At 72.5% G+C, this 24,799-nt stretch carries 23 protein-coding genes; 10 read left to right on the forward strand and 13 right to left on the reverse strand.

The features are described 5' to 3' along the window. Positions 1–36 precede the first annotated feature (36 nt). Complete coding sequence (locus DFQ13_RS27460; RefSeq protein ID WP_110081873.1) at positions 37–546, forward strand: hypothetical protein; 510 nt, start codon at positions 37–39, stop codon at positions 544–546. 48 nt (positions 547–594) lie between these two features. On the opposite strand, the gene DFQ13_RS27465 is transcribed toward DFQ13_RS27460, so the two are convergent. The 3 genes from DFQ13_RS27465 to DFQ13_RS27475 form a co-directional block, all read right to left on the reverse strand. After that, positions 595–978, reverse strand: a complete 384-nt coding sequence (locus tag DFQ13_RS27465) for a PRC-barrel domain-containing protein (protein WP_233438597.1) — start codon at positions 976–978, stop codon at positions 595–597. A gap of 9 nt (positions 979–987) precedes the next feature. Continuing rightward, entirely contained in the window at positions 988–1,341 is a 354-nt protein-coding gene (locus DFQ13_RS27470; protein WP_052020466.1) for an anti-sigma factor antagonist, read from the reverse strand. Between the two features lie 72 nt (positions 1,342–1,413). Continuing rightward, entirely contained in the window at positions 1,414–1,890 is a 477-nt protein-coding gene (locus tag DFQ13_RS27475; RefSeq protein ID WP_110081874.1) for an ATP-binding protein, read from the reverse strand. Between the two features lie 256 nt (positions 1,891–2,146). Between DFQ13_RS27475 and DFQ13_RS27480 the strand changes: the two genes are divergently transcribed. Further along, positions 2,147–4,147, forward strand: a complete 2,001-nt coding sequence (locus tag DFQ13_RS27480; RefSeq protein WP_146241373.1) for an SEL1-like repeat protein — start codon at positions 2,147–2,149, stop codon at positions 4,145–4,147. Positions 4,148–4,259: 112 nt separating this feature from the next. On the opposite strand, the gene DFQ13_RS27485 is transcribed toward DFQ13_RS27480, so the two are convergent. From DFQ13_RS27485 to DFQ13_RS27520, 8 genes are all read right to left on the reverse strand, one after another. Then, the gene (locus tag DFQ13_RS27485) at positions 4,260–4,862 is read right to left on the reverse strand and encodes a DUF6801 domain-containing protein (RefSeq protein ID WP_052020462.1); all 603 of its coding nucleotides are present in this window, start codon (positions 4,860–4,862) and stop codon (positions 4,260–4,262) included. A gap of 730 nt (positions 4,863–5,592) precedes the next feature. Then, on the reverse strand, positions 5,593–6,519 hold the full coding sequence (locus DFQ13_RS27490; RefSeq protein ID WP_110081948.1) for an LLM class F420-dependent oxidoreductase: 927 nt from the start codon (positions 6,517–6,519) through the stop codon (positions 5,593–5,595). A gap of 558 nt (positions 6,520–7,077) precedes the next feature. After that, the gene (locus tag DFQ13_RS27495; RefSeq protein ID WP_110081876.1) at positions 7,078–7,413 is read right to left on the reverse strand and encodes a methyltransferase domain-containing protein; all 336 of its coding nucleotides are present in this window, start codon (positions 7,411–7,413) and stop codon (positions 7,078–7,080) included. Between the two features lie 212 nt (positions 7,414–7,625). Further along, entirely contained in the window at positions 7,626–8,426 is an 801-nt protein-coding gene (locus tag DFQ13_RS27500) for a TetR/AcrR family transcriptional regulator (protein ID WP_035278113.1), read from the reverse strand. A gap of 143 nt (positions 8,427–8,569) precedes the next feature. After that, positions 8,570–9,226: a hypothetical protein gene (locus tag DFQ13_RS27505; RefSeq protein WP_035278110.1), complete on the reverse strand. Its 657-nt coding sequence runs from the start codon at positions 9,224–9,226 to the stop codon at positions 8,570–8,572. A gap of 186 nt (positions 9,227–9,412) precedes the next feature. Then, positions 9,413–11,545 carry a bifunctional diguanylate cyclase/phosphohydrolase gene (locus DFQ13_RS27510; RefSeq protein ID WP_110081877.1) on the reverse strand — a complete coding sequence of 711 codons (2,133 nt, stop codon included), beginning with the start codon at positions 11,543–11,545 and terminating at the stop codon, positions 9,413–9,415. Positions 11,546–11,996: 451 nt separating this feature from the next. Next, positions 11,997–13,265: a DivIVA domain-containing protein gene (locus DFQ13_RS27515; protein WP_181400172.1), complete on the reverse strand. Its 1,269-nt coding sequence runs from the start codon at positions 13,263–13,265 to the stop codon at positions 11,997–11,999. Between the two features lie 199 nt (positions 13,266–13,464). Beyond that, entirely contained in the window at positions 13,465–14,346 is an 882-nt protein-coding gene (locus tag DFQ13_RS27520; protein WP_035278105.1) for a glycoside hydrolase family 19 protein, read from the reverse strand. 233 nt (positions 14,347–14,579) lie between these two features. On the opposite strand from DFQ13_RS27520, the gene DFQ13_RS27525 reads away from it, so the two are divergent. Both DFQ13_RS27525 and DFQ13_RS27530 read left to right on the forward strand, forming a co-directional pair. Continuing rightward, positions 14,580–15,233 (forward strand): thiaminase II/PqqC family protein, encoded by a 654-nt coding sequence (locus DFQ13_RS27525; RefSeq protein ID WP_110081879.1) that lies wholly within the window; start codon positions 14,580–14,582, stop codon positions 15,231–15,233. Between the two features lie 961 nt (positions 15,234–16,194). Continuing rightward, positions 16,195–16,602: a histone-like nucleoid-structuring protein Lsr2 gene (locus DFQ13_RS27530; protein WP_110081880.1), complete on the forward strand. Its 408-nt coding sequence runs from the start codon at positions 16,195–16,197 to the stop codon at positions 16,600–16,602. 258 nt (positions 16,603–16,860) lie between these two features. Here DFQ13_RS27530 and DFQ13_RS27535 read toward each other — a convergent pair whose 3' ends face one another. Both DFQ13_RS27535 and DFQ13_RS27540 read right to left on the reverse strand, forming a co-directional pair. Beyond that, positions 16,861–17,316 (reverse strand): MarR family winged helix-turn-helix transcriptional regulator, encoded by a 456-nt coding sequence (locus DFQ13_RS27535; protein ID WP_110081881.1) that lies wholly within the window; start codon positions 17,314–17,316, stop codon positions 16,861–16,863. Next, on the reverse strand, positions 17,313–17,732 hold the full coding sequence (locus DFQ13_RS27540; protein ID WP_110081882.1) for an SRPBCC family protein: 420 nt from the start codon (positions 17,730–17,732) through the stop codon (positions 17,313–17,315). The genes DFQ13_RS27535 and DFQ13_RS27540 overlap by 4 nt, the downstream gene beginning before the upstream one ends. Positions 17,733–18,086: 354 nt before the next feature. Between DFQ13_RS27540 and DFQ13_RS27545 the strand changes: the two genes are divergently transcribed. From DFQ13_RS27545 to DFQ13_RS27570, 6 genes are all read left to right on the forward strand, one after another. After that, entirely contained in the window at positions 18,087–18,854 is a 768-nt protein-coding gene (locus DFQ13_RS27545) for a DeoR/GlpR family DNA-binding transcription regulator (protein WP_233427829.1), read from the forward strand. A 94-nt stretch (positions 18,855–18,948) separates the two neighbouring features. Then, positions 18,949–20,298, forward strand: coding sequence for an ABC transporter substrate-binding protein (locus DFQ13_RS27550; RefSeq protein WP_110081883.1), 1,350 nt, complete (start codon positions 18,949–18,951; stop codon positions 20,296–20,298). Positions 20,299–20,322: 24 nt separating this feature from the next. Next, positions 20,323–21,285 carry a carbohydrate ABC transporter permease gene (locus tag DFQ13_RS27555; RefSeq protein WP_110081884.1) on the forward strand — a complete coding sequence of 321 codons (963 nt, stop codon included), beginning with the start codon at positions 20,323–20,325 and terminating at the stop codon, positions 21,283–21,285. Further along, positions 21,282–22,145, forward strand: a complete 864-nt coding sequence (locus tag DFQ13_RS27560; protein ID WP_110081885.1) for a carbohydrate ABC transporter permease — start codon at positions 21,282–21,284, stop codon at positions 22,143–22,145. The genes DFQ13_RS27555 and DFQ13_RS27560 overlap by 4 nt, the downstream gene beginning before the upstream one ends. Then, the gene (locus tag DFQ13_RS27565; RefSeq protein ID WP_110081886.1) at positions 22,142–23,131 is read left to right on the forward strand and encodes a zinc-dependent alcohol dehydrogenase family protein; all 990 of its coding nucleotides are present in this window, start codon (positions 22,142–22,144) and stop codon (positions 23,129–23,131) included. The genes DFQ13_RS27560 and DFQ13_RS27565 overlap by 4 nt, the downstream gene beginning before the upstream one ends. Positions 23,132–23,989: 858 nt before the next feature. After that, a complete protein-coding gene (locus DFQ13_RS27570; RefSeq protein WP_233438598.1) occupies positions 23,990–24,793 on the forward strand; it encodes a spermidine synthase in 804 nt (267 codons plus the stop codon). The last annotated feature ends 6 nt before the right edge of the window (positions 24,794–24,799 follow it).

The raw sequence follows: 24,799 nt of genomic DNA on the forward strand, positions 1-24,799 counted from the left end.
GCCCGGGAAACGCGCGGACGACCGTAGGATCGCGCCGTGACCGACCGCAGCCCGCTGCTGGACCCCCTGGGCTGGCCCCGCTGGCTGGCGCGCGACGCCGAACGCCGCCGCCTGGTGGAACCCGAGGCGCTGTCCAGCATCGAACAGTCCGTTCGAGACTTCCCAGCAGCCGCCTTCACCGCGGGCCTGCTGCCGATCCCCCTGCCCGTGGAGCGGGTGGAGAAGCTGCCGCGCGGGGAGGTCCGCGACACCGCCGACGGCGTGCGCATCCGCTTCCGCGCGCAGAACACACCGGGCGAGACCCGCGGCTGGGTGCTCGGCAACGGCCTGGTGATCGGCATGAACCAGGCCACCATGCGCCCCATCCACGTCCCGGTCGCCCGCGGCGACAGCGCCGCGCTGCGCCTCGACGGCGTCGTGGTCCGAGCGCTGATCAGCGGCTGGGAGCCCTACCCGCCGCCGGTCGAGGTGGAACTGGAGCACAACCGCTCCGTGCCCACCGACGAGTACCTGCGGCGCGTGCTGGCCGGGCGCGGGCGTCCATAGAGGCCGGACCCCGGTCGACTCTCCCGCGAGGCCGCCTCGGGAAACCGGTCAGCGGCGGGCGAGCCTGCGCTCCACACCGGAGCCGTAGTCCAGGTCGAAGTGCGCGAACAGCCTGGGCTCGTCGGCCGCCAGCAGTTCGCCGTCGGTGTCGATCGACGGCGAGTTCTTCACCAGGTCCTTGGGGAAGCGCACCCGGATGAACTTCGGCGCCACCGTCGCCCCCACCGCCGGGGCGAAGGCCAACCGGTGCTTGCCGATGAACCCCACCTTCACCGTGAGGAAACTCGGCTCGTCGGTGATGGTGTCGACGTACACCGCCTCCAGCGAGCCGATGGTCTTGCCGTCGGGGTCGACGATGTCGTAACCGACCCAGTCACGCAGGTTCTCCGCGGGAAACATGACCCCCGGCTTCCCGGCCCGCCCCCTGGTCAAACCCCGACTTCACCGCGCCAGGGCGAGCAACCCGTCCGCCACCGTGTCGACCACGGGCAGCGCCTCCAGCACCCCCGACACCTGCAGGGTCCGGTGGGCGGCCGTGCCCGGGCCCGCGACGACCACGAACCGGCCGCGGTCGCACGCGGCGAGCAGCACGGTCAACCCGACCGAACCGAAGAACCCGACCCCCGTCAGGTCGCACACCACGCCGGTCACGCCCGGTTGCGCGGCGAGTTCGGCCAGTTCGGCGTCCAACTCCGCACCGGTGTTGAGGTCCACCTCACCGGTGGCGCGGAAGACGACGTCCTGCTCGGCGTGGCCGACCCGCAGGACACGGGTGGTGAGCAGGTTGGTACGCATGGGAGCCCCTCCATCGCGCGGTGGATATCGCCACCGGGCGGCTGGTTGCTCAACCGATCCCGAGCCCCCAGCCTAACCCCTGCACCCGGCGTCCCGCCGGAAGTGCGCTGTGACGGTGGTCCTCCCGTTGGCGTGCACCACGTCGAGCCGCTCCGCCAGGGCCGCCACCATCCTCAGCCCCCAGCCCCGCGCGTCCTCCCGGTCGGGCGCGGGCGGCTTCCAGGCGCCGTGGTCGACGACCACCAGCGTCACCGACTCCTCCAGCACCGTCACCGTCACCCCGACCAGACCGCCGAGCCGCTCGCGGTAGCCGTGCTCCACCGAGTTGGCGACGGCCTCGTCCGCGGCGAGCACCACGTCCTCGCGCAGCGGCCCGGTCACCCCGCGCCCGTCCAACCACCGGCCCAGCCGCCTGCGCAGGGCGGGCAACCGGGTGCTGTCCGCGGGCACGGTCACCACCAGCACCCGCGGATCGCCCGCGGCCGGGTCGGCGCCCGCCACGCCCCCGGTGCCCGGGTGCTCCGCATCCGGGGTGTGCGCGTCGATCATCGCCAAGTCCCTTCCCCGGTCCGCCGCGGTTCCCGATCACCGTACCGCCGGACGGCGGTCCGACCACCCCCGGCGACCGGGGGTGCGTACGATCCGGCGACCGGACCGGTGCGCCGCGCCCGGTCGAATAACGATTCAGCCCGAGCGCCCGCGCCCGCCCGTCTGGGGGTGGTGTCCCCGCCCCGTTGCTCCCACGATGGGACAGGGCGGGAGCGGGTGTGACGGTGTGGTGGGCGAGTCGACGAGGAGGGGCGGGATGCGGGGCTTGAGGCGCCTCGGCAGGCGCGGTCGGGGGCCGCGGGTGCGCGACCTCGGCCCCGAGCAGCTCGGGGCGCACCCCGCCGCGCCCGCGCCCGGCGCCGCCGCGGGCCCACCGCCGTACGTGCCCCGCGACGTCGACCCCGAACTCGACGCCCTGCTCGTCGACGGCGGCCTGGTCGTCGTCGAGGGCGACTCGGCCTCCGGCAAGACCCGCACCGCCGCCGAGGCCGCCCGCCGCACCCTGCCCGACCGCACCCTCGTCCAGCCCCGCGACGCCGCCGACCTGCGCGCCTGGGCGGGCACCGACCCGGCCCCCACCGACACCGTCGTCTGGCTCGACGACCTGGAGCGCTTCCTCGTCCCCGGCGGCCTCGACCAGGACCTGCTGACCCGCCTGGTCCCCGCCGGTCGCACCGACGTGCTCCTGCTCGCCACGCTGCGCTCCCGGGCCAGGCTCACCCTCACCGCCGCCGGTTCGCAGGCCGAGGCCGAACTGGCCCGCCGCGCCGCCGACGTCCTCGGCCCGGCCACCACCGTCACCCTGCGCCGCGCCTTCTCCGCCGCCGAACTCGACCGCGCCGAGACCCTGCGCACCGACCCGCGCATCGCCGACGCCCTCGACCGCAGCGAGGACGACGCCCTGCCCGAACGCCTGTGCGCGGGCCGCTCCACCGCCGCCCGCTGGCACCGCGGCTTCGACTCCGACGACGTCACCGCCCTCACCGGCGCCGCGATCGTCGCCGCGGCCGTCGACGTCAAGCGGGCCGGGTGCACCACCCCGGTCTCCCGCAAGGTCCTCGCCGAGCTGTACGGGCACTACCTCGACAACGCCCCCATCGGCCCGGCCGCCTTCGACGCCGGGCTGGCCTGGGCCACCCAACCGGTGCGCGGCACCGGCGGCTGCCTGCTCACCCGCCCCGACGACACCTTCGAGGCCTTCGACTACCTCGTCGACGGGGCCGAGGCACCGGTGCCGGAATCGGTGTGGGAGGTGCTGCTGCGCCACTTGGCGCCAACCGACCTGCCCCTGGTCGGACTCGCCGCGCACCGGGCCAAGCAGGAGGACATCGGCCGCCGCATCCTCGTCCGCTGGGCCGACTCCTCGGCCGACCCGGCGGTCTGGAGCCTCGTCGGCGCCATGCTCTTCCGCGGCGGCACCGACGTCTCCCCGCCGCGCCGGGCCTCCGAGGCCATCCCGTGGCTGGTGCGCGCGGTGGAGGCGGGCAACGCCGACGCCGCCGGGCACCTGGTGCAGCTCTACCGCGAAACCGGCGACGTCGACTCGATGGAGCTGTGGGCCCGCCGGGGCGCGCACGCGGGCAACGCCGAGACCATGGTCGCCCTGGGCCGCAGGCTCATCGAACGCGGCGAACGCGGTGAGGCCGACCGGTGGCTGCGCAAGGTGATCGAGGGCAACCGCCTGGAGGTCGAACTGCTGCCGCTGACCGACGGCCTGCCCCTGGAGGTGCCCGCGGGCTCAGCCCGCCCCGGCGTGGTGGCGGGCGACTTCCTGGAGTTCTCCTGCCCCCGCTCGGACGCCATGATCCTGCTCGGGATGCTCCTCAACCGCCCCGGCCGCCACGACGAGGCCGAGCACTGGCTGCGCCGCGCCGCCAACACCGGCCTGATGGACGCCCTGCTGGTCTACGGCCACTTCGCCAACGACCGCAAGGGCCGCGTCGCCCTGGGCGAGTGGTGCGAACTGGCCCACCGGCTGGGCAGGTCGGACGCGGTGGAGGAACTGGGCGTCCGCCTCCGCAAGACCGACACCTTCAGCGCCCAACTCCTCTTCCTCTCCGCCGCCGACGCGGGCAGGCTGCGGGCGGTGGGCTACCTGGGCCAGATGTCCGAACAGCGCGGCGCCTTCGACGAAGCCGAGGCGTACTACCTGGAAGCCGAGGGCGAGTACCCGGAGGTGTCGCGGTTCCTGGCCCGGGTGCGGGCGGCCCGGGCGCAGAACCCGTGGCCTCCCATCAGGTTCCGCCTCCCGCAGTAGCCGCCCCGCCTCCGACGGGAAACGGCGGGCGTGGTCCCCCACGCCCGCCGTCCCCATCGGAATCACGCACTCTCGCCGTGCCGTCCCGGGTCCTCGTCGACCCGGGCTGTCGTCAGCTGGTGATGTTGCTGGTCCCCAGGGTCGTGTTCTGGGAGGCCGGGCTCAGCGTCAGGGCCACGTCGAACGTGCCCAGGGCGCTGTTGGTGACGATGTGCGACGACGCGTTCGGGTTGACCGACACGGTGGCCGGACCCGTGGCGGCGCTCGCCGGGAGGGCGAAGGCCACCGAGCCGGAAGCCGTGAACGTCAGCGGACCCGTCGCCGGGACCGGGGTCGCGCCGATGGGCAGGGAAACCGGCACGTTGTACACGGTGTTGTTGCTGGCCTTGACCGACACCGACGCCGTGATGGTGCCCGAGATCTGGGTGGCACCGACCAGCCGCAGGCCGTCGGCCGCCGTCTGACCCGCGTTGACGTCGATGCTGAACGGCACCGTCACCGTCGTCCCGCGCTTGACCGACGCGGGCACGTTCACGTGGGTCACCGTCGCCACGCTCTGCGTGCCGATCAGCGGGAACGAACCGGAGAAGGTGAGGCTCTTGTCGACGGCGAAGGCGTTGCTGGTCCCGAGAAGCGTGAGGGCGAGAGCGGTGAGCACGGCGACGATGCCGCCGCCGGTCACCGCGCGCTTCGCCTTGGCCAAAGTGGTCGTCACTGGCAGGTCCTCCTCGACACTGAGTGAACAGACGAGTGATGCAGGGGTTGAACACACAGGTGGAACCGGTGAATCCCGCGCGCCGGGCTACCGAAAGTGAGAGTAGGTCGTTCTCACTGACTGTGACAAGGTGAACATTCTCCGTCACTAAAAGATCTTCAAATTTTGTCACGGAAGTTTCATAACGCTGATTTGGTATTGAGCGGGGATGAGCAGAAGCGTGCGGGCTGCCCGCCGCGCTGGACACCATCGGCGCAGTGGCCGACCACCTGGCCACATGCCCGTCCACCACCCGCAAGCCAGCGCGGACACCGACCAACCCCTCAAACCGGCGGCCCGCCCATCACTGCCCGAACGCAACCCGGTGTAGCCACCGGCCAACCCCGAAACCGGCGGCTCGCCCATCGCCGCTCGAACGCAACCCGGTGTGGCCATCGACCAACCCGAAACCGGCGGCCTGCTCGCCAACCGCTCGAACGCAACCCGGTGTGGCCATCGGTCAACCCGAAACCGGCTTGCCCACCCACCGCTCCGAGGCCAACCGGCGCAGCGGCCACCCGCCCGGGCGCCACGCAGATCCCGGGCTCCGAACACGCACCCGGTGGCGAATCCGCCCACCAACCCCGGTGATCGGCGGCGCCTGGGCAGGGCAGGTCCGTGCCGGACCAGTCCGGCGAACCGACCCGCTCGGAGCCACGCCGAACCGCCTGGTGAACCGCGCCCAGCCTGCTCAGAGTTGCGGCGCCACCTCAGCGGCAACCAGGTCAAGATGCTCGAGGTCGGACAGGTCCAAGAACTGCAGGTACAGCTTGCTGATCGCCGTGGCCTCCCGCCAGCGGCCGATCTTGTCCACGACCTCCCCGACCGTCCCCGCCACCCCGTTCTCCCGCAGCTCCCCGGGTTCCCGCCCGATCGCGGCCGCACGCCGGACGAACTCCGCCTCGTCGCGCCCCACGCAGACCACCTGCGCCACCGAACGCTCCAACGGCCCCCGCCCCACGGCGGCGCAGGCGGCGTCCACCCGCGCGAACTGCTCGACGCACGCGTCGATCCCCGCGAACGGCAGGTTGAACTCATCGGCGTACTTCGCGGCCAGCCGTGGTGTGCTGCGCGCCCCGAAGCCGCCGATGATCACCGGCGGGCCGGGCCGCTGGGCCGGCTTGGGCAGGGCGGGCGAATCGGTCAGCTCGTAGTGCTTGCCCCGGAAGGAGAACCGCTCCCCGTCCGGCGTGCGCCACAACCCGGTGATGACGGCCAGTTGCTCGGCGTAGCGCTCGAACCGCTCACCCAGGTCCGGGAACGGAATGCCGTAGGCGGTGTGCTCGTCGCCGTACCACCCACTGCCGACGCCGAATTCAACGCGTCCACCGGACATCCGGTCGACCTGGGCCACCGAGATCGCCAGCGGACCCGGCAGGCGGAAGGTGATGGCCGTCATCAGGGTGCCCAGCCGGATGCTGCCCGTCTCGCGCGCCAACCCGGCCAAGGTGATCCACGCGTCGGTGGGACCGGGCAGGCCGTCGGCGCCACCCATCGGCAGGTAGTGGTCGGACCGGAAGAACGCGTCGTAACCGGCGTCCTCGGCCCGGCGGGCCACGGCGAGCAGGTCCGCGTAGTCCGCGCCCTGCTGGGGTTCGGTGAAGACGCGCAAGCGCAGTGGGGGGTGTGCGGTGGTCACCCGGCCACGGTAGTCCGCCCGCGCGAACAGCGCCGGAACCGGCACCCACTCCGTGAACCGCCCACCGCCCACCGCCGCCGCCGCGCCGCCGCCGCCGCGCCGCCGCCGCCGCGCCGCCGCCGCCGCGCCGCCGCCGCCGCGCCGCCGCCGCCGCGCCGCCGCCGCCGCGCCACCACCGCCGCCGCCGCGCCGCCGCCGCCGCGCCACCACCGCCGCCGCCGCGCCGCCGCCGCCGCGCTGCCGCCGCCGCTGCCGCGCCGCCGCGCTGCCGCCGCCGCTGCCGCGCCGCCGCGCTGCCGCCGCCGCTGCCGCGCCGCCGCGCTGCCGCCGCCGCTGCCGCGCCGCCGCTGCCGGGGCGGAGCTGGGTGTGGGCCTCGGCGAAGAGGCGGTCGTGGTCCATCCGGTGCAGGGCGTGTGTCACGGTCAGTGCGCCGACCGTGGCCGGGCCGAGCACCTGGGCCAGTACCGGCAGGTCGGCATCGGAGCCGAGGGCCCAGAGGATGTCGTCCGCCCCCGCGCGCCATTTCCGACTCAAGCTTACCGACGACCACCGACATTCCGCGGCCTCCGGCGGTGAGCCTGTGGACAACTCCTCGGACAGCCACCGGCGCTGCCCGTGGGCGCGGTGTCCTCGGTGGTCGTTGCCCTGACGGCGACCACCACGTCCGGCTCCGGGTCGACCCCCAGGACGACCCGGAGCCGCCGGGTGAGCGGGCGGGTCAACTGGCCGGTTCCGCAGCCGAGGTCCACCGCGCTGTCGCGGTCGGTCAGGTCGAACTCCACGCACACCGCCTCCACCAGCGACGGGGAGTACCCGCGCCGGTACCGGTGGTGGAAGTCGACGACGTCGCCGCTGGACCCCGGTTCGCTCACCGGGTCATCGTGGTGGGCATCGGGGGTGGTGCGCAGCGGATTTCACCCTCGGCTCATTCCGCTCACAGCGGACCGGACCCGAGGCGCCGGAGGGAGACCGGTCCTGTCCCGAGGATTCCGGGTCAGGACCGGTCGTCTCCACTCAGGCCGGTGGGTGAGCCGCCGCGCACCGGGCCCGCCGCGCACCGGACACAGTGGACCGGGTGGCCGGATCAGTCGCCGGTGGGGGTTTTGCGGGTGGCGAGCAGGGCCTCGACGCCGTCGAGGATGCGTTGGAGGCCGAAGTCGAAGTTGTGGGTGGCGTCGTAGGCCGAGCCGTACGCGGTGCCGACCGCCTCGCCGACGGCGGCGGCCGTGGGGTAGCTGGCGAAGTCGATGAGGGCGGCGAGCGCCTGGCCGTTGGCCTGCCACCACTCGACGTCGGTCAGGCCGGTGTCCTTCTGCACCTGGCGGGCGTCGAGCGCCCGGCGCGCGGTGTTCTCCGCGTGGCCGACCACCAGGTTGAGCACCGTGTCCATCTCGATCTCGCCCAGGCCGATGTCGGCGACGGCGCGCAGCTCGTAGTCGTACTTGACCATGACGTTGGGGCCCAGCGGCGGCCGGGTGATGCCCAGTTGCAGCATCCACGGGTGCCGGTGGAACAGCGCCCAGTTCTCCTTGGCCACCTGCTCCAGCCGCGCCCGCCAGCCGCCCGGCACGTGCTCGGGCTTGTCGGTCTCGGCGTAGACGGTGTCGAGCATCAGGTCGATCAGCTCGGCCTTGCCCGGCACGTAGGTGTAGAGCGACATCGTGCCCACGCCGAGGGAGTCGGCCACCCGGCGCATGGACAGGGCCACCACGCCGTCGGCGTCGGCGACCTCGATGGCCGCCGCGACGATCCGGTCGACGCTGAGGTCGCGCCTGCCGCTGCGCGCGGGGCGCTTCTGGTCCCGCCACAGCAGCGCCAGGCTCCGCGCCGGGTCGCCGCCGCCGCTGTGGTCCCTGGTTTGACCCTTGGTCCCGTCCTTAGCCATGGTTCTCCGATCGTACTGGGTACCAGGGCCCGGCGTCGCCGTGCGCGACCCCTATCGGTCGGAGATTTCCCATTTGCGCCACATATCCTCCGACCTGCGAGTTCCCGAGGTCTCCTCGGGGTTGTCGTCCAGTGTGGACCAGCTCACGCCGGAGCCGGTGCCACTGGGTCCACTGAGGACGCGGCGGCCCGCCTGCCGACCGCGACCACCACCGTGACCAACGACAGTAGCGGCATCGGGTTACCCAGCACAGTCGCGATCGCGATGTCGGCGGGGACCACGGCGCAGGCGAGCGCGAACACCCAGGTCGGTGCCGTGCCCGGGGCGGCCCCGCGCCCGCCGGGCACGCGCCCGCGCGGTTTGGCCACCGACAGCCAGGCCTGCAAGGCGATCGCGCCCGCCATGAGCGCGGGCCCGACCAGCAGCGCGGGCGGGGCCGGGGTGCCCGCCGCGGCCGCGTCGACGGCCGCGTGCAGCTTTCCGGATAGCACGAATATCCCGATATACAACTGGATCAGGGTGATGGCGAACTTCGCCGCCACCCACCAGTGCCGGAAGAAGCCCCACGAGGTGGCCGCCGCCAGCACGATGCCGGTCATCGCCGACGCGTTCGCCATCGGCGCCAGCAGGGCCAGGTCGAGCTTCTCGGCCATGGTGGTGGCCGCGATCCGCACCGCCCGGTCGTCGGTCGCCTCGCTCGCGGACAGCAGGACGAACAGGCTCAGCGCCTGCGCCATCCAACCGACCGAGGTGAGCACGTGCAGCCACACGAGCAGGTGTCGCCATCTCTTCGTCGCCATGGGCGCACACCCTGCCGCGCGGGCGGGTGTTCCCACCTCCTGGGAGAACCCGGAGATCACCCTGATCCCACCCGGGGTCGGACCGGGGGCCACTCGACTGCGCGAGTCGGGCGGCTGGGGGAGTCCGAGCGGGTGGTCGCGCCCGACACCGGCACCGGGATCGAACACCCCGGCACCGCCGACACCTCAGGAGGGGCCGCGGTGCACCAGGTGCAGGTCGGCGATGGCGCCGCGGTCGTGCAGCCGCAGGAACAGGTCGGCGACGTCCGGGTCGAACTGGGTGCCCCGGGCGGCGCGGATCTCCTCGCGGGCCTGGTCGGCCGACAGCGCCGCCTGGTACGGCCGCTGCGACCGCATCGCCGCCCAGGAGTCGCACACCGCCACGATCCGGGCCTCGACCCGGATGTCGCGCCCGGCCATCCGGTCGGGGTAGCCGCGCCCGTCCCACCGCTCGTGGTGCTGGCGGATCACGTGCGCCACCCCCAGGTGCCCCGGCAGCAGCGAGGTCATCCGGAACCCGTGCTCGGGGTGCTTGCGCACCAGCTCCCACTCGTCCTCGTCGAGCCGCCCCGGCTTCACCAGCACCGAGCGCGGCAGCAGGATCTTGCCCACGTCGTGCAGCCGCCCGGCCAGCTCGGTGCGGCGGACCAGGTCGGAGTCGTAGCCGAACTCGTGCGCCAGCATCCGCGCCCACCTGGCCACCGCCCGGCTGTGCCCGTGGTCGTCGAGCAGGTCGTCGACCGCGTCGGCCACCAGGTGCAGGTAGTCGGTGCCGTGCGGCTCCGGCCGCTCCTGCTCCTCGGGCACCTCGGGGTTGCTGTCGCTGGCCACCACCACCCGGTCGCGGCCCGCGGCCTTGGCGCTGTAGAGGGCGCGGTCGGCGATGGCCACCAGCTCGGCCGGGCTGGTGCCGTGGGTGGGGTAGCGCGCGGTGCCGATGGAGACGGTGACCGCCACCCACCGCTGCTGGGTCACCACGATCGGGGCGCTGGCCACCTGCTCGCGCAGCCGGTCGGCCAGCACCGCCAGCGAGTCCAGCTCGGCGTTGGGCACGATCAGGGCGAACTCCTCGCCGCCGTAGCGGACCAGCACCTCGCCGCCGCGCACGGTCGAGCGCAGCCGGGCGGCGATCTCCACCAGCACCCCGTCGCCCGCCGGGTGCCCGTAGCGGTCGTTGATGGACTTGAAGTGGTCCACGTCCACGATGAGCACCGCCACCGACCCGCCCGAGCGGCGGGCCCTGGCCATCTCCAGCGGTAGCTGCGCCTCGAAGAAGCGCCGGGTGTGCAGGCCGGTGAGCACGTCGGTGATGGCCAGCCTGCGCTGGTCGGACACCAGGATCGCCAGCCGGGTGATGGTCAGCAGGAACAGCAGTGCGCAGGCCCCGGCCACCACCGGGATGTCGCGCAGCGCGCCGGAGAAGTACTGCGCCAGCAGCACCGCGGGGGCCAGCAGCGCCACCCCGGACAGCAGCGCGATCCGGATCGGGTTCAGCGGCCCCTCGTGCACCTGGGCCCGCTCGCTGACCCGCCCCATCGTCGGGTGCAGCGCGCTGGCCCCGAGCAGGAGGTTGCCGGTGAGCCAGATCGCGTCCAGGTAGTTGCCCGCCGCGTAGGTGCCGGTCACCTGCTGCGCCACGTAGATCGTGTCGGCGGTGAGGATCAGCGCCAGCCACCCGACCAGCAGGAAGAACGCCTTCGGCCGGGCGCCCGCGCCCAGCAGCAGCCCGAGCGCGACGGTCAGCAGCACCAGGTCCATCACCGGGTACCCGACCGAGGCCAGCTCGACCAGCACCGGCGCGTCCCGCCTGCTCTGCGGGCCGATCAGGTACACCCACGACAGCATCGCCGCGACCACGGCCAGCGTCCCCGCGTCGAGCAGCCCCGGCAGGTCGCGCCCCGGCGCCCGCCTGCGGATGAGCAGCAGCAACCCGAGCGCGGCGGGCAGGTAGTGCCCCAGGTAGAACACGTCCGCCCAGGACGGGAACGCGGTGATCCCGAAGGTGTAGTGCGAGACGTAGAAGACCGCGTCGGCGGTGAAGTAGGTGGCCTGGCTCACCGCGATGAGCGCCCACGGCAACCGGTCCCCGCGCCGCGCCCGGGCCGCCCCCACGCCCACCGCCACGGCCGCCGACCCGCTCAGCAGGCTGTAGAGCACGACCCGGACGGGGAAGCCGTCGGCGCGGACGGGTGTGAGGTAGTACACGACGACCAGCGCGAACCCTGCCAGCAGGTACACCAGCCAGGCACCGCGCGCGGTGCCGGTCCCGTTGTCGGGCCGGGTGCCTCCCCGGTCGCCCGCGCCGTTCTCCGTCTCCATCACCCCGGACGCTCATCCCGCTCCGGCCCGCCCGGCCGTCGCGCTGTGTCGGCAGACAGCGATCATGCCGCATCGGGTGGGGTCCGCGCGGGAACCATCGGTATCCGACTCATCGCCCGTTCGGCCCAACATCATGGCACAACCGCACAACGATGACCGCCTGCCGAGGATACGGGGCGGAAAGCCGCTGCCCCGTGCTCTCACCCGGTGCGGGCGGTGGCCGGGAGGGCTGCGTGGACCTGGTCTGCGGTGAACCCGCAGGTCAGCCTGACGGGGGCGGGCGGGTGCCCGTGACGTGGGCAGGAGCGGGTTTGCCCGCTGTTCATGTCGGCGCGGGCCTGCTGTCGGAGCGCGGGCTCGCCGGGCGGCGCGGGGGTGTGGTCGCGGGGTGGCGGGGACTGCCCGCGCGGGTCTCGGTTCACCCGCGCGGGTCAGCGGGAAGTGGTGCCGGTCAGGCTCCCGCGGTGACCGGGATGCGGGGGAGGGTGCGGTCCGGGTCGTCGTCGTCCACCGGGGCGGGCGGGGTGCGGGAGGAGGTGGTCGGGGTGGGCACCGGGTCCGAGAGGAGGTCCAGGCCCGCTTCGCGGACGGTGGCCAGGCTGGCCACGAGCTGCGCGTGGACCCGGCGCTTGCGGTCCACCAGCTCGGCGAACTCGGCGCGGGCGGCGGCGAGCACGCGGTTGGCCCGCTCCCGGGCGCCCTCGGTCATCGCGGCGCACTCGCGTTCGGTGGCGGCGGTGCGTTCGGCCAGCTCAGCGGTGGTGCGGGCGCGCTCGACGTCGAGTTCGGCGGCCAGCCGCACGCGCAGTTCGGCCATCTCCTCGGCCACCCGCTCGCGCTCGGCGGTCAGGTCCGCCCCGGTGCGGGCGCGGAGTTCGGCCAACTCGGCCTCGACCCGCTCGCGCGTGCGGGCCAGCTCGGCGTCGGTCCGCTCCCTGGCCCGGACCAGGTCCGCGCTGGTCTGCTCGCTGTCGGCGGCGGTTTCCGCGCGCGCCGCGGCGAGGTCGGCGTCGGTGGCCTGCCGGAGCCGGGTCAGCTCCGCCTCCGTGCTCGCGCGCAGCTCGGCCAGCTCGGTCTCGGTGCGGAGGCGGTCGGCGGCCAGTTCGGCCTCGGTGCGGGTGCGCAGCTCGGTGAGCTCGGTCTCGGTGCGGAGGCGGTCCGCGGTCAGTTCGGCCTGGGTGCGGGTGCGCAGTTCGGCCATCTCCGAGGTGGTCCGGGTGCGCAGCTCCGCCAGCTCGGCGGTGGTCTCGGTGCGGAGTTCGGCCAGCTCAGCGGTGGTGCGGGCACGGTCGGCGATCAGCGCCTCGCGCTCGGCGACCAGGGCCGCCCGCTCGTCGGAGAACTCCGCGTCGCGGGCCGCGGCGGCCCGCGCGTCCAGGCGGGCGCGTTCCCGGCGGGCGTGCTCGTCCTCCGCGCGGACCCGGCCGCGGATGTCCGCCGCCTCGGCCGAGGCGCGGGCGACGATCTCCTCGGCTTCCTCCCTGGCGATCTCGACCATGCCCGTCAGCCGCTCGGTCAGCGACTCCGCCGACAGCGGTGCCCGCCTGATCCGGGCGAGGCGGCCGCGCAGGAGTTGGTTCTCCTCGCGCAGGGTGGTCAGCTCCGCACCGAGGCGCTGCCCGGCGCGCTGGTGCTCGGCGGCGGCGGCGCGGAGTTCGCCGATGGCTCGGTCCACCTGACCCCGGTGGTACCCCCGCCAGGAGCTGTCGAAGACGGTCATGGGTGTCTCCTTCCGGGAGTCGGCGGCAATTTCCATTAGTACCAACATTGTTGCCCGGTGGCGAACAGCGGAAACCGTCGCGGTGGTCACTCACTCCACAAAGGACGTGCAAACGGTCCTGGTCGGAACGCCGCGGACGACGGGGCCCGCGGCGCGTGCGCCGCGGGCCCCGTCACTCAATCGTCACAACGCGCGCGTGTCAGCAGCCGAGGTTGTTGCCCGGCGTCGTGCCCAGGGCCGCGGTGAACCTGCGGTAGGCGTCGATGCGGCTCTGGACCTGGGCGGGGTTGCCGCCGTTGCACTCCAGGGCGCCGTTGATGCTGCGGATGGTCTCGCCGAAGCCCGCGCCGGTGACCATGGCGTTGTGCGGGGTCATGGTGCCGGGGCCGGACTGGGTGTTCCAGTACCAGAGGCCGGTCTTCCAGGCCACGGCCGAGTCGCGCTCCACCAGGTACGGGTTGCGCAGCAGGTCGATGCCCAGGGCGTCGCCCGCCGCCTTGTAGTTGAAGTTCCACGAGAGCTGGATCGGTCCGCGGCCGTAGTAGGCGGCCTGGCCCGCCGGGCAGCCGTAGGGCTGGGTCGCGTCGCAGTAGTGCGGGTAGTTCGCCTCGTTGATCTCCTTGACGTACACCAGGCCGCCGGTCTCGTGGTTGACGTTGGCCAGGAAGGCCGCCGCCTCGCGGCGCTTCGTGGTGTCGTCGCCGGTGTTGGCGAAGCCGGGGTAGGCGCTGATGGCCGCGGTCAACCCCGCGTAGGTGTAGAAGGGGTTCCGGCTGGGGAACATCGAGTTGAACTGCTGCTCGCCGACCACGAACCCGGAGGGGTTGTCCGGCGGGGTCGTGCCGCCGCAGCCGCCCGCGTCGGCCCAGACCTGCGCGGAGCCGGGGGTCTCCCCCTGCGTCCACCACTTCGCGGACCAGTTGTGCCCGTTGTGCGAGGCGGTGTTGCCGCCGACGTAGACGGTGCCCGGGTTCCATGGCGCGGCGCAGTCGGCCGCGGTGGCCGGGCCCGCGCCAGCGACGGCGAGGCCCGCGGCGGCGGCGAGGGCGGACAGGAGGGCGAGGAAGCGGGTTCTCGACACGTGATCACTCCGTTTCGTGGACGGACCGGCACGTGGTGGGCACGGTGACCCACCGTGTGGTGAGGATTACTCAAGCTGACCGGGGTTGGGCGAGTCAAGGTCTAGACCATTATTTTTGGTTTAGACCTCTCGTGTCGGTCGATGCCTGGTCGGCGTCGTGCCACCGCCGTTGATCTACGCTTCGTGGTGCCCGGGTGGTCCGCAGGCGCCCGGTTTCCGCCGAAGGGAATGCGATGACGCGATCCGCGAGTGAACTGCTGGCCCGGGCGCAGCGGGAGCTGCTCCCGGGGGAGCACGAGAACCTGTTCGTCCCCCGGGTGGCCTCCGGCGCCGCGCCGCTCGCGGCGCTGCGCGCGCTGGCCGAGGAGGAGCTGCGCATCGTCCCCAGCGACTGGCGCACCTTCCTGACCCTGGCCGCCCAGGCCGTCGACCCCGCCGCCCGCGACGTCTTCTCCGCGCTGGCCGGTGGCGAGGGTGTGGCCCTGGCCAGGCTGCGCGACTTCGCCACCGCCGCGGGCCTCGACCCCGACGCCCCCACCGAGCCGCGCGCGGGCTGCCAGGCCTACCCGTCCTACCTCGCCTGGCTGGCCCTCAACGGCAACCCGCGCGACGCCCTGCTGGCCATCCTGGCCAACTTCGCCGCGTGGGGCGGCTACTGCGCGTCGATCTCCGCGGGCCTGCGCGAGCACTACGGCTTCGACGAGACCGGCACCGCGTTCTTCGACTTCTTCGCCACCCCCGTCCCCGAGCTGGAGGCCCGGTACGTCGTGGCGCTCCAGCAGGCCCTGGACGACGGGTGGACCGAGGAGCGCGCCATGGGCTACGGCCGCCTGCTGCAGAACTACGAGCTGCTGTTCTGGAACACCCTGGGCGCCGTCACCGATTGACGACCACCCGGGGCCGGGCCGCGCGGTCCGGCCCCGGATCGCCGTCGAAGTCCCTTCCCCGCCCGCTCGTCACCGCGTCCGTGCCGTCGAGCGGGCGTTCCGGAATGCGCGGGCACCGGCTCGGCCACCCGATCGCCGCTCCGCGAGCCGATCCCCCTTCGCCGCTGGAGTCGCCGGAGAACAACGCGCCCGGGAACACCTCCGCCGCGGCCACGTCCCGCGCGTGCGGTTCCGGTCACGTCCGCGTACGGGTGGCCGCCTGATTTCGCACCCGGCTCATTGGCGTTCCCACCGGGGCGCGCGGGCGACGCTGCGTCCGGGAACCGACACTTTCCGCCGAACTGCCCGGGAAATCGACCAGGAAGGCGGGCTGTCGCGCGGTGATAAAGCGGGGTGGTATGGCCGTGGGCGCGGTGCGCTCGGCGGGGTGCGGGCGAGGCGGTGGCACCGCTTCCCATTCCCACTTCTCGGTCCGGCGCGGTGCTCGCACGGGTCTCGCCCACCGGCATCCGCCGATCCGATACCCGCCGGTACGGTCGGCGTGGTTCCGCGGTGCCGGTTCGGCCGCCCGAAGTGGGACCTGCGCCGGGTCGGGGGTCTGACCTGCCCCGAGCCGTCCACGTCCTGTTTCCGCCGGTTCACCTGCCGCGTTGCGCCCGCGTGGGCAATGGGGTTTAATCGCCGGTGGCGGATATCGCGTGCGCGAAAGGGAAAGCGGCTGCTTTCCCCCGGTGGGCTCCCTGTGTGGGCGGGAGCCGGACAAAGCCCGAGGGCGCGTCAAGGTACCCCTATCCGGCCCAGGGGTGGTCCCGGGTGGTAAATCAGTCGAACACGACCGGGTGTGAGTTGCCGGATGGTGGACGAACCGTATCTTTTTCGGCGGGTCAGCTTTCCGTCGAATGCTTCTTGCTGCTAACTTCCCGTCCACAAGCAACAACCATGCTCACACGAGGTGCCCCCCATGGCTCAGAAGACAATTGTCCAGCTCTTCGACGACCTGGACGGTTCGACCGGTGACGACATCCGCTCCGTCGAGTTCAGCCTCGACGGGGTGCGCTACGAGATCGACCTGAACGAATCGAACGCGAGCCGACTGCGCGACGAGTTGGCCGAGTTCATCGAGGCCGCGCGCCGCACCGGCGGGCGCGTCAAGCGCTCGGCCGCCGCGTCCAGCCCGGTCAAGGCCGCGGGCGAGGGGCGCTCCAAGGAGCAGACCAAGGCCATCCGCGACTGGGCCAGGCAGAACGGCCACGAGATCTCCGAGCGCGGCCGCATCCCGTCCGCGGTCGTCGAGGCCTTCGAGGAGGCGCACGCCGCCAAGCCCAAGGGCGGCGGCGGCAAGGCCAAGAAGGCGGCCTTCTCCGGCTGATCGCGCCCGCACGGGCACCGGACGCGAGCGCGGCCACCCCCGACCCCGGGGGTGGCCGCGCTCGTCTCGTCCTCGCACCGGTCCATCTCGTACCGGTCGGCGGGGTCGGTCCGCTCGCGCGGTCCGGGGGCCGGGCCTCCGCATCGGCCACGCCACCGGCGCCGGGAGCGCCCCGCCGGGTGCGACCCGGACCGGACCCGCATCGGCCCGCCGTCGTCAGCGCCCACGCTTCTGCGGTGATCTTCCCTCGTGCCCTCGTCAGCGCTGCGCGAACGACGACAGGGCGGACAGCGACCGCACGAAGTCCGCGCGGTCCCCACCCAGGACGCCGAAGTACTCGGCGTCCGCCTTCTCCACGTCGGTCAGGGCCACCGCCGCCAGCGCCCGGCCGACCGTGGTCAGCTTGAGCAGGCGGGCTCTGCTGTCCGCCGGGTCCACCTCGCGGACCAGCAGACCCCGGTCGGCGAGCTTGCGCAGCACCTGGCTGGCCATCATGGGGTCGATCCCCACGAAGTCCGCGAGCCGCTGCTGGCTGGGCGGGTCGCCGCGCGACTCCAGCCAGAGCAGGCTCGCCAGCAGCACGAACTGCACGTGGGTCAGCTCGTGCCGCGCCAGCGCGGCGCGCATGGCCCGCTGCCAGGCGAGCGTCACCCGCCAGAGCAGAAATCCGGCACTCTGCTCCGGGGCGACCCAATCCGGACGCGGTGTGGTCATACCAGGCTGGACTCCTCGGCCAACGACGCCAGCTTCGCCAGCGCGGCGGGCACCCCGGCGGTCACGACCGGCCCCAGCTCCTGCGCGGCGGGACCCTCGATGGTGACCCGGTGGCTGATCTCGGTGCCCGTGCCGGTCGGGGTCAGGGTGTGGGTGAAGCGCAGGGTCGCGCCGGGGATCTCGGTGACGTCGGCGAACCGCGCGTTCGGCTCGACCTCGGTCAGGGTGAACGGGATCGGCGGCTGACCGGTGATGGTCATGGTGCCGCTGGTGCCCACGGTGAAGTCGCCGTCCACGGACACATTCTCCATGCCCGCGTCCCAGGTCGGCCACGTGGTCGTGTCGGCCCACAACGCCCAGACGGCGGCGGCGGGGGCGGTGGTGGTGGCGGAGTGCTCGTACTCGAAGGAAGTCATGCGTACATACAATATGCGCGCATATCTTCTGTCAACCCCTGCTCGCCCGCCTGTGGGCGGGCAGGGGTGCGCGAATGGCCCAAGGGACCGGTGACGATCCGTGTGCGCCCGGGCGTGCCTGCGGCAAACGGGCATTCGGGCAACAGCAACCGGGCGTGTGGCTCCGGTCACTCCGCTGAACCCCGCTGGTGGGCCAGACGTGGGTGGTGTGAAACGGGCACCACTCGGTTCCACGACCGGGTGGTGCGCGGGTTGTTCGGGCGTCAGGTCGGTGTTACTCATTGACGGTGCCCGAGCGGGCACTCCGGTGTCCGATCAGACAGGGCGTCCGCCGGGGCCGTCCGGGAGCGGGAGGTGCACGTGCAGGCCGAGGAGCGCAAGCGCCGAATCCTGGCCCGGGCCCGCACCGACGGGCGGGTCGACGTGATGGACATGGCGGCCGAGTTCGAGGTGGCGCCGGAAACGGTGCGCCGGGACCTGCGGCTGCTGCACGAGCACGGGTTGGTGCGGCGTACCCACGGTGGGGCGCTGCCGGTGGAGAGCGCCGGGTTCGAGACCGGGTTGGCCTCCCGGGCCTCGTCGAAGGTGGCGGAGAAGCGGCGGATCGCGCAGGTGGCGGCGGAACGGCTCGACGACGCGGAGACGATCTTCGTGGACGAGGGGTTCACGCCGCAGTTGGTGGCCGAGGCGTTGCCGACGGATCGGCCGCTGACCGTCGTGACCGCTTCGCTGCCGACCGCGGCGAGCCTGTCGACCTCGCCGTTGACCACCGTGCTGATGCTCGGTGGGCGGGTGCGCGGGCGGACGCTGGCCACCGTGGAGCACTGGGCGGTGGCGATGCTCGGGGAGATGGTGATCGACCTGGCCTACATCGGTGCCAACGGGATCTCCCGCGAACACGGGCTGACCACCCCGGACCCGGTGGTCGGGGCGGTGAAGGCGCAGGCGGTCAGGGTGTCGCGGCGGCGGGTGTTCGTCGGCGTGCACACGAAGTTCGGCGTGGCCAGCTTCAGCCGGTTCGCCACCGTGCCCGACCTGGAGGCCATCGTGACCGACTCGTCGCTGCCCGTCGCCGAGGCGCACCGGTACGCGGCGCTGGGTCCCCGGGTGCTGCGGACCTAGTCCCCACGACGCGAGAACCACAACTGTCCAGGGCCGCCCGCGGTGGCGGCCCCGGTGGAGGACGGCCGCGCGCGGCCGCGAGGAAGGGAAGACGATGAGGTCTCACCTGCGGGTGGCCGCGGCTCTGTCCACGGCCGGACTGGTGGTCGCCGCGTGCAGCGGCGCCGGGGGCGGGGGGTCGTCCGACGACGCCCAGTCGATCAACGTGCTGATGGTGAACAACCCGCAGATGGTGGACCTGCAGAAGCTGACCACCGACAACTTCACCAAGCAGACCGGCATCAAGGTGAACTTCACCGTGCTGCCGGAGAACGACGTCCGGGACAAGATCAGCCAGGACTTCTCCAGCCAGGCCGGGCAGTACGACGTGGCGACGATCTCCAACTACGAGACGCCTATCTACGCCAAGAACCAGTGGCTGGCCCCGCTCGACGACCACATCAAGGGCGACCCCGCCTTCGACCAGGCCGACATCCTCGAGCCCATCAGCAAGTCGCTCACCGCGGCGGACGGCAAGGTCTACGCCGAGCCGTTCTACGGCGAGGCCTCGATGCTGATGTACCGCAAGGACGTCCTGGACGCCAAGGGCATCACCATGCCGGAGAAGCCGACCTGGCAGCAGGTGGCCGACATCGCCGCCCAGGTCGACGGGGCGCAGCCGGGCATGAAGGGCATCTGCCTGCGCGGGCAGCCGGGCTGGGGCGAGCTGATGGCCCCGCTGACCACCGTGGTCAACACCTTCGGCGGCACCTGGTTCGCCGAGGACTGGCAGGCGAAGGTCAACGCCCCCGAGTTCGCCGAGGCCACCAAGTTCTACGTCGACCTGGTGCGCGCGCACGGTGAACCCGGTGCGGCGCAGGCCGGGTTCGCCGAGTGCCTGAACTCCATGACCCAGAGCAAGACCGCCATGTGGTACGACGCGACCTCCGCGGCGGGCCAGTTGGAGGCCGACAACTCCCCGGTCAAGGGCAAGCTGGCCTACGCGCAGGCCCCGGTGGTCAGGACCGAGGCCTCGCAGTGGCTCTACACCTGGGCGTTCGGCGTGCAGAAGGCGTCGAAGAAGACCGACGCCGCGTGGAAGTTCATCTCCTGGGCCTCGGGCAAGGAGTACGAGAAGCTGGTCGGCACGACCGAGGGCTGGGCGAAGGTCCCCGACGGCAAGCGCGCCTCCACCTACGCCAACCCGGACTACCTGGCCAAGGGCGGCGCGTTCGCCAAGCAGGTCGAGGAAGCCATCAAGGGCGCCAAGCCGGACGACCCCGGCACCACCAAGCGCCCCGCCCCGGGCATCCAGTTCGTCGGCATCCCGGAGTTCACCGACCTCGGCACCCAGGTCTCGCAGAAGATCAGCGCGGCCATCGCCGGGTCGTCCTCCGTGGACGACGCGCTGGCGCAGAGCCAGGAGCTGGCCACCAAGGTCGGCGCGAAGTACGCGGGCAAGTAACTCCGAGCGGATCGGGAGGCAGACATGGCGATCGACACCGCACCACCGCCCACCCGCACCGGCCCCCGCGCGCAGGGGCGGCCCGGGTCCGGCGCGGGCCGGGCCGCCCGCTGGGTCCGCCGGGCACCGCTGCTGCCCGCGCTGATCTTCACGATCGTGGTCACCCAGCTTCCGTTCCTGGCCACGCTGGTGATCTCGACGCTGCGCTGGAACTCGCTGGACCCGGACAACCGGGGCTTCGCGGGGGTGGACAACTACGTCGCGGTCTTCTCCGACCCGGCGCTGCGCGACTCGGTGGTCACCACGGTGGTCCTCACCGCGGTGGTGGTGATCGTCAGCCTGGTCCTCGGGCTCGGCCTGGCCCTGCTGCTCGACCAGAAGTTCCGCGGGCGGGGCGCGGTGCGCACCATGCTCATCGCGCCCTTCCTGGTGGTGCCCGTCGCCGCGGCGCTGCTGTGGAAGCACGCGCTCTACAACCCCGACTACGGCCTGCTCAACGGCGCGCTCAACTGGCTGGGGAACCTCTTCGGCTTCCAGGCGCCGCAGCCGGAGTGGATCAGCGACATGCCGCTCACCGCGGTCATCATCTCGCTGGTGTGGCAGTGGACGCCGTTCATGATGCTGATCCTGCTGGCGGGCCTGCAATCGCGGCCGATGGACGTGGTCGAGGCCGCTTCCATCGACGGGGCGGGCGCGTTCCAGGTGTTCCGGTACCTGACCTTCCCGCACCTGCGCCAGTACCTCGAACTCGGCGGGCTGCTGGGGTCGATCTACGTCGTGCAGAACTTCGACGCGGTCTTCACCATCACCTCCGGCGGGCTCGGCACGGCGAACCTGCCGTACCAGATCTACCAGACCTTCTACCAGGCCCACGACTACGGGCAGGCGTCCGCGGCGGGCGTGGTCGTGGTGGTCGGCTCGATCGTCATCGCCACCTTCGCGCTGCGCACGGTGTCGTCGCTGTTCAAGAACGAGGGGGCACGATGAGCACCGCCACCGCCGCCCGGTCCACCCACGTGGACAAGCCCCGGAAGGCCTGGCGCCCCTGGGGTCTGGTCGCCTGGATCTGCGGGCTGATCTTCGTCGCCCCGGTGCTGTGGATGGTTCTCACCTCGCTGCACAGCGAACCCGACGCCGCCACCAACCCGCCCTCGCTCGGCGCCCCGCTCACCTTCGACGGGTACGCGGAGTTCTTCAGCGGCACCGGCGGCGCGGGCCCGTGGCCGCCGCTGATCAACTCCTTCAGCGCGAGCATCGGCTCGACGGTCCTGGTGCTGCTGCTGGCGATCCCGGCGGCCTACGCGCTGAGCATCAAACCGGTGGAGAAGTGGACCGACGTCCTGTTCTTCTTCCTGTCCACCAAGATGATGCCGGTCGTCGCCGCGCTGCTGCCGATCTACCTGGTCGCGCAGTACAGCGGGATGCTGGACAACATCTCGTTCCTGACCGTGCTCTACACCTCGATGAACCTGCCCATCGCGGTGTGGCTGATGCGCTCGTTCCTCGCCGAGGTCCCCAAGGAGATCCTGGAGGCCGCGGCGATCGACGGGGCCGGGCTGTTCACCACCCTGCGCCGCGTCGTGGCGCCGGTGGCCATGCCCGGCATCGCGGCCACCGCGCTGATCTGCTTCATCTTCAGCTGGAACGAGCTGCTGTTCGCCCGGGTCCTCACCGGTGTCGTCGCGGGCACCGCGCCGGTCTACCTGACCGGTTTCGTCACCAGCCAGGGCCTGTTCCTGGCCAAGGTGTGCGCCGCGGCCACGGTCGTGTCCCTCCCGGTCCTCATCGCCGGGTTCGCCGCCCAGGACAAGCTGGTCCAGGGCCTGTCACTGGGAGCTGTGAAATGAAGGCTGCGGTCATCACCGGTGTCGGTGCGGTCGAGGTCACCGAGGTGCCCGACCCGACACCGGGTCCGCGCGACGTGGTCGTCGACGTCGCCGCCTGCGGCCTGTGCGGCACCGACCTGCACATCCTCCAGGGCGAGTTCGCCCCCACGCTGCCGATCGTGCCCGGCCACGAGTTCGCCGGGACGGTCGTGGCGCTCGGCGCGGAGGTCACCGAGGTCCGGGTGGGGGACCGGGTGGCGGTCGACCCGTCGCTGTACTGCCACGAGTGCCGCATGTGCCGGGTGGGCCGCAACAACCTGTGCGAGCGGTGGAACGCGATCGGGGTCTCCAAGCCCGGCGGGGCCGCGGAGTTCGCGGTCGCCCCGGTCGCCAACTGCGTGAAGCTGCCCGACCACATCCGCACCGAGGACGCCGCGCTCATCGAGCCGCTGTCGTGCGCGGTCCGCGGCTACGACGTCCTGCGCGCGCAGATGGCCGCCCGGGTGCTCATCTACGGCTCCGGCACCATGGGCCTGATGATGCTGCAACTGGGCAAGCTCACCGGCGCGGCGTCGATCGACGTGGTCGACCTCAACGAGGAGCGGCTCAAGACCGCCGTGCAGCTCGGCGTCTCCGCCACCGGGGTCAACGCCGACGAACTGGACAACCCGCGCGGCTGGGACGTCGTCATCGACGCCACCGGCAACCAGAAGGCCATCCAGGACGGCATCGGTCGCGTCGCCCCCGGCGGCACGTTCCTCCAGTTCGGCGTCTCCGACTACGCGACCCGGGTGACGATAGAGCCGTACAAGATCTACAACCAGGAGATCACCATCACCGGCTCGATGGCGGTCCTGCACTCCTACGAACGCGCCGCCGACCTGTTCGCCGCAGGCGTCCTCGACCCGGACGTGTTCATCAGCGACCGGATGCCGCTGGCGGAGTACCCGCACGCGCTCGACCTGTTCCGCAACGGGATCGGGCGCAAGATCCAGGTCCTGTGCTGAACCCCTGAGGACCCGCGGGCCACCTGCCGGAGAAGCCCCCGGCAGGTGGCCCGCGCCAGGTGCGCCAACTCATCGGCGCAGGTTGTACGTCCAGCGGGTGGCTGTTGATCCCAGGGCCTCCTGACCCGGCTCAATGCTCTGGCGAAGTCACTGAGCCAAGCCGAGGTCGCCATCAAGCAGGCAATGGAGAACTACCGCGAAGTCGACGAGGACGCTGCGAGCAGGCTCACGTGGGGGGGGGCTGATCCGTGATGCGCATCCGCGCCTGTGTCGTCTTCGCGGTGCTGGTGTTCGCGGCGGCAACCGGGTGTTCGACCGAGACTGCTGGGCGTGCTGTGCCCGGCGTGGTGGATTCGGGTGACCCCGAGCCGTCGACAACCCCAACCAGGTCGACCTCGGAGTCGGGGGGCCGACCGGGTCCGGCGATTCCGCGGACACCATCGATCCGTGTGCTCTGTTCACCTCGGAGACGAAGGCCGCGCTCGGCGTGACAGGCCCCGCCAAGCCCGATGAGACGAGGATCGCGCGACTCTGTCAGTGGAAGGTCGACAAAGGTTCGATCGCGGACAGCTACAACTTCACGGTCGCCGTCGCGGGTGGATGTGTCGGGGATCGGGACTGGGGGGACGATGGAGCCCGCCTTGCTGTGCCCGAAGGTGCTGGACGCGGCGAAGCTGGTCGAGCCGGAACTTCCCTGACCGCGCGTCGCCTGCTCTGATCGGTTGTGCTGGGCGGGGTGACGGGTCTCGTTCGGCGCCTGCCCACCGGTTCTCCGCACACGACACGACGCCCGCTCGGCGGGTGTGGTCTGCTGTGCGCGTGTGCAGCGAGCGGTTTCCACGGCAGGGGCGGTACCCGGTGCGGTTCGGCACCGCCGAGATCCTGCGCGACCTCGACCGGGCCGACGGCTGGCTGCTGTCGGTCGGGGGGATCGCGCAGTCGTACGTGGACCTCGCCGATCCGGCGCACCTGGAGTTCGACTACATGCGCCGGATCGCCGACGTCCTCGACTGCCTGCCCGGGGGGCCGTTGGACGTGCTGCACGTCGGTGGTGGGGCGGGCACGCTCGCGCGCTACCTGGCCGCCACCCGGCCCGGGTCGGCGCAGGGGCTGGTGGACGCGGACGCGGAGTTGGTGGCGCTGGCGGTGGAGCAGTTCGGGCTCGACCGGGTGCCGGGGCTGGAGGTGGTGGTGGGGGAGGGGCGGCCCGCGCTGGCCGCCGCCGGGGCGGGGTCGCGGGACGTGGTCATCCTCGACGCGTTCGTGCGGGCGGTGGTCCCGGAGGGGATGGTGACCGTGGAGTCGGTGGCGGAGGTGGCGCGCGTGCTGCGGGCCGACGGGGTGTGCCTGGTGAACGTGACCGACGGGCCCGGCCTGCCCTACGCGCGGCGGGTGCTGGCCACCCTGGGCGCCGTGTTCGCCGAGGTGATGCTGGTGGGGGAGCCCGCGGTGCTGCGCGGTCGGCGGTTCAGCAACCTGGTGGTCGCCGCGTCCGCCGCGCCGCTGCCGGTGGCGGAGGTCGCCGGGCGCGCGGCGGCGGCGCCCTTCCCCGCCCGGTGCGTGACCGACCGGGACCTGCGCGAGCTGTCCGGCTCCGCGCGGCCGATGGTCGACGGCGAACCCGTGACCGCCCCGGTGCCGCCGCCGGACCTGTTCACCTGACCGGGA

Origin of the sequence: Actinokineospora spheciospongiae (assembly GCF_003182415.1) — a bacterium.
Classification (GTDB): Bacteria; Actinomycetota; Actinomycetes; order Mycobacteriales; family Pseudonocardiaceae; genus Actinokineospora; species Actinokineospora spheciospongiae.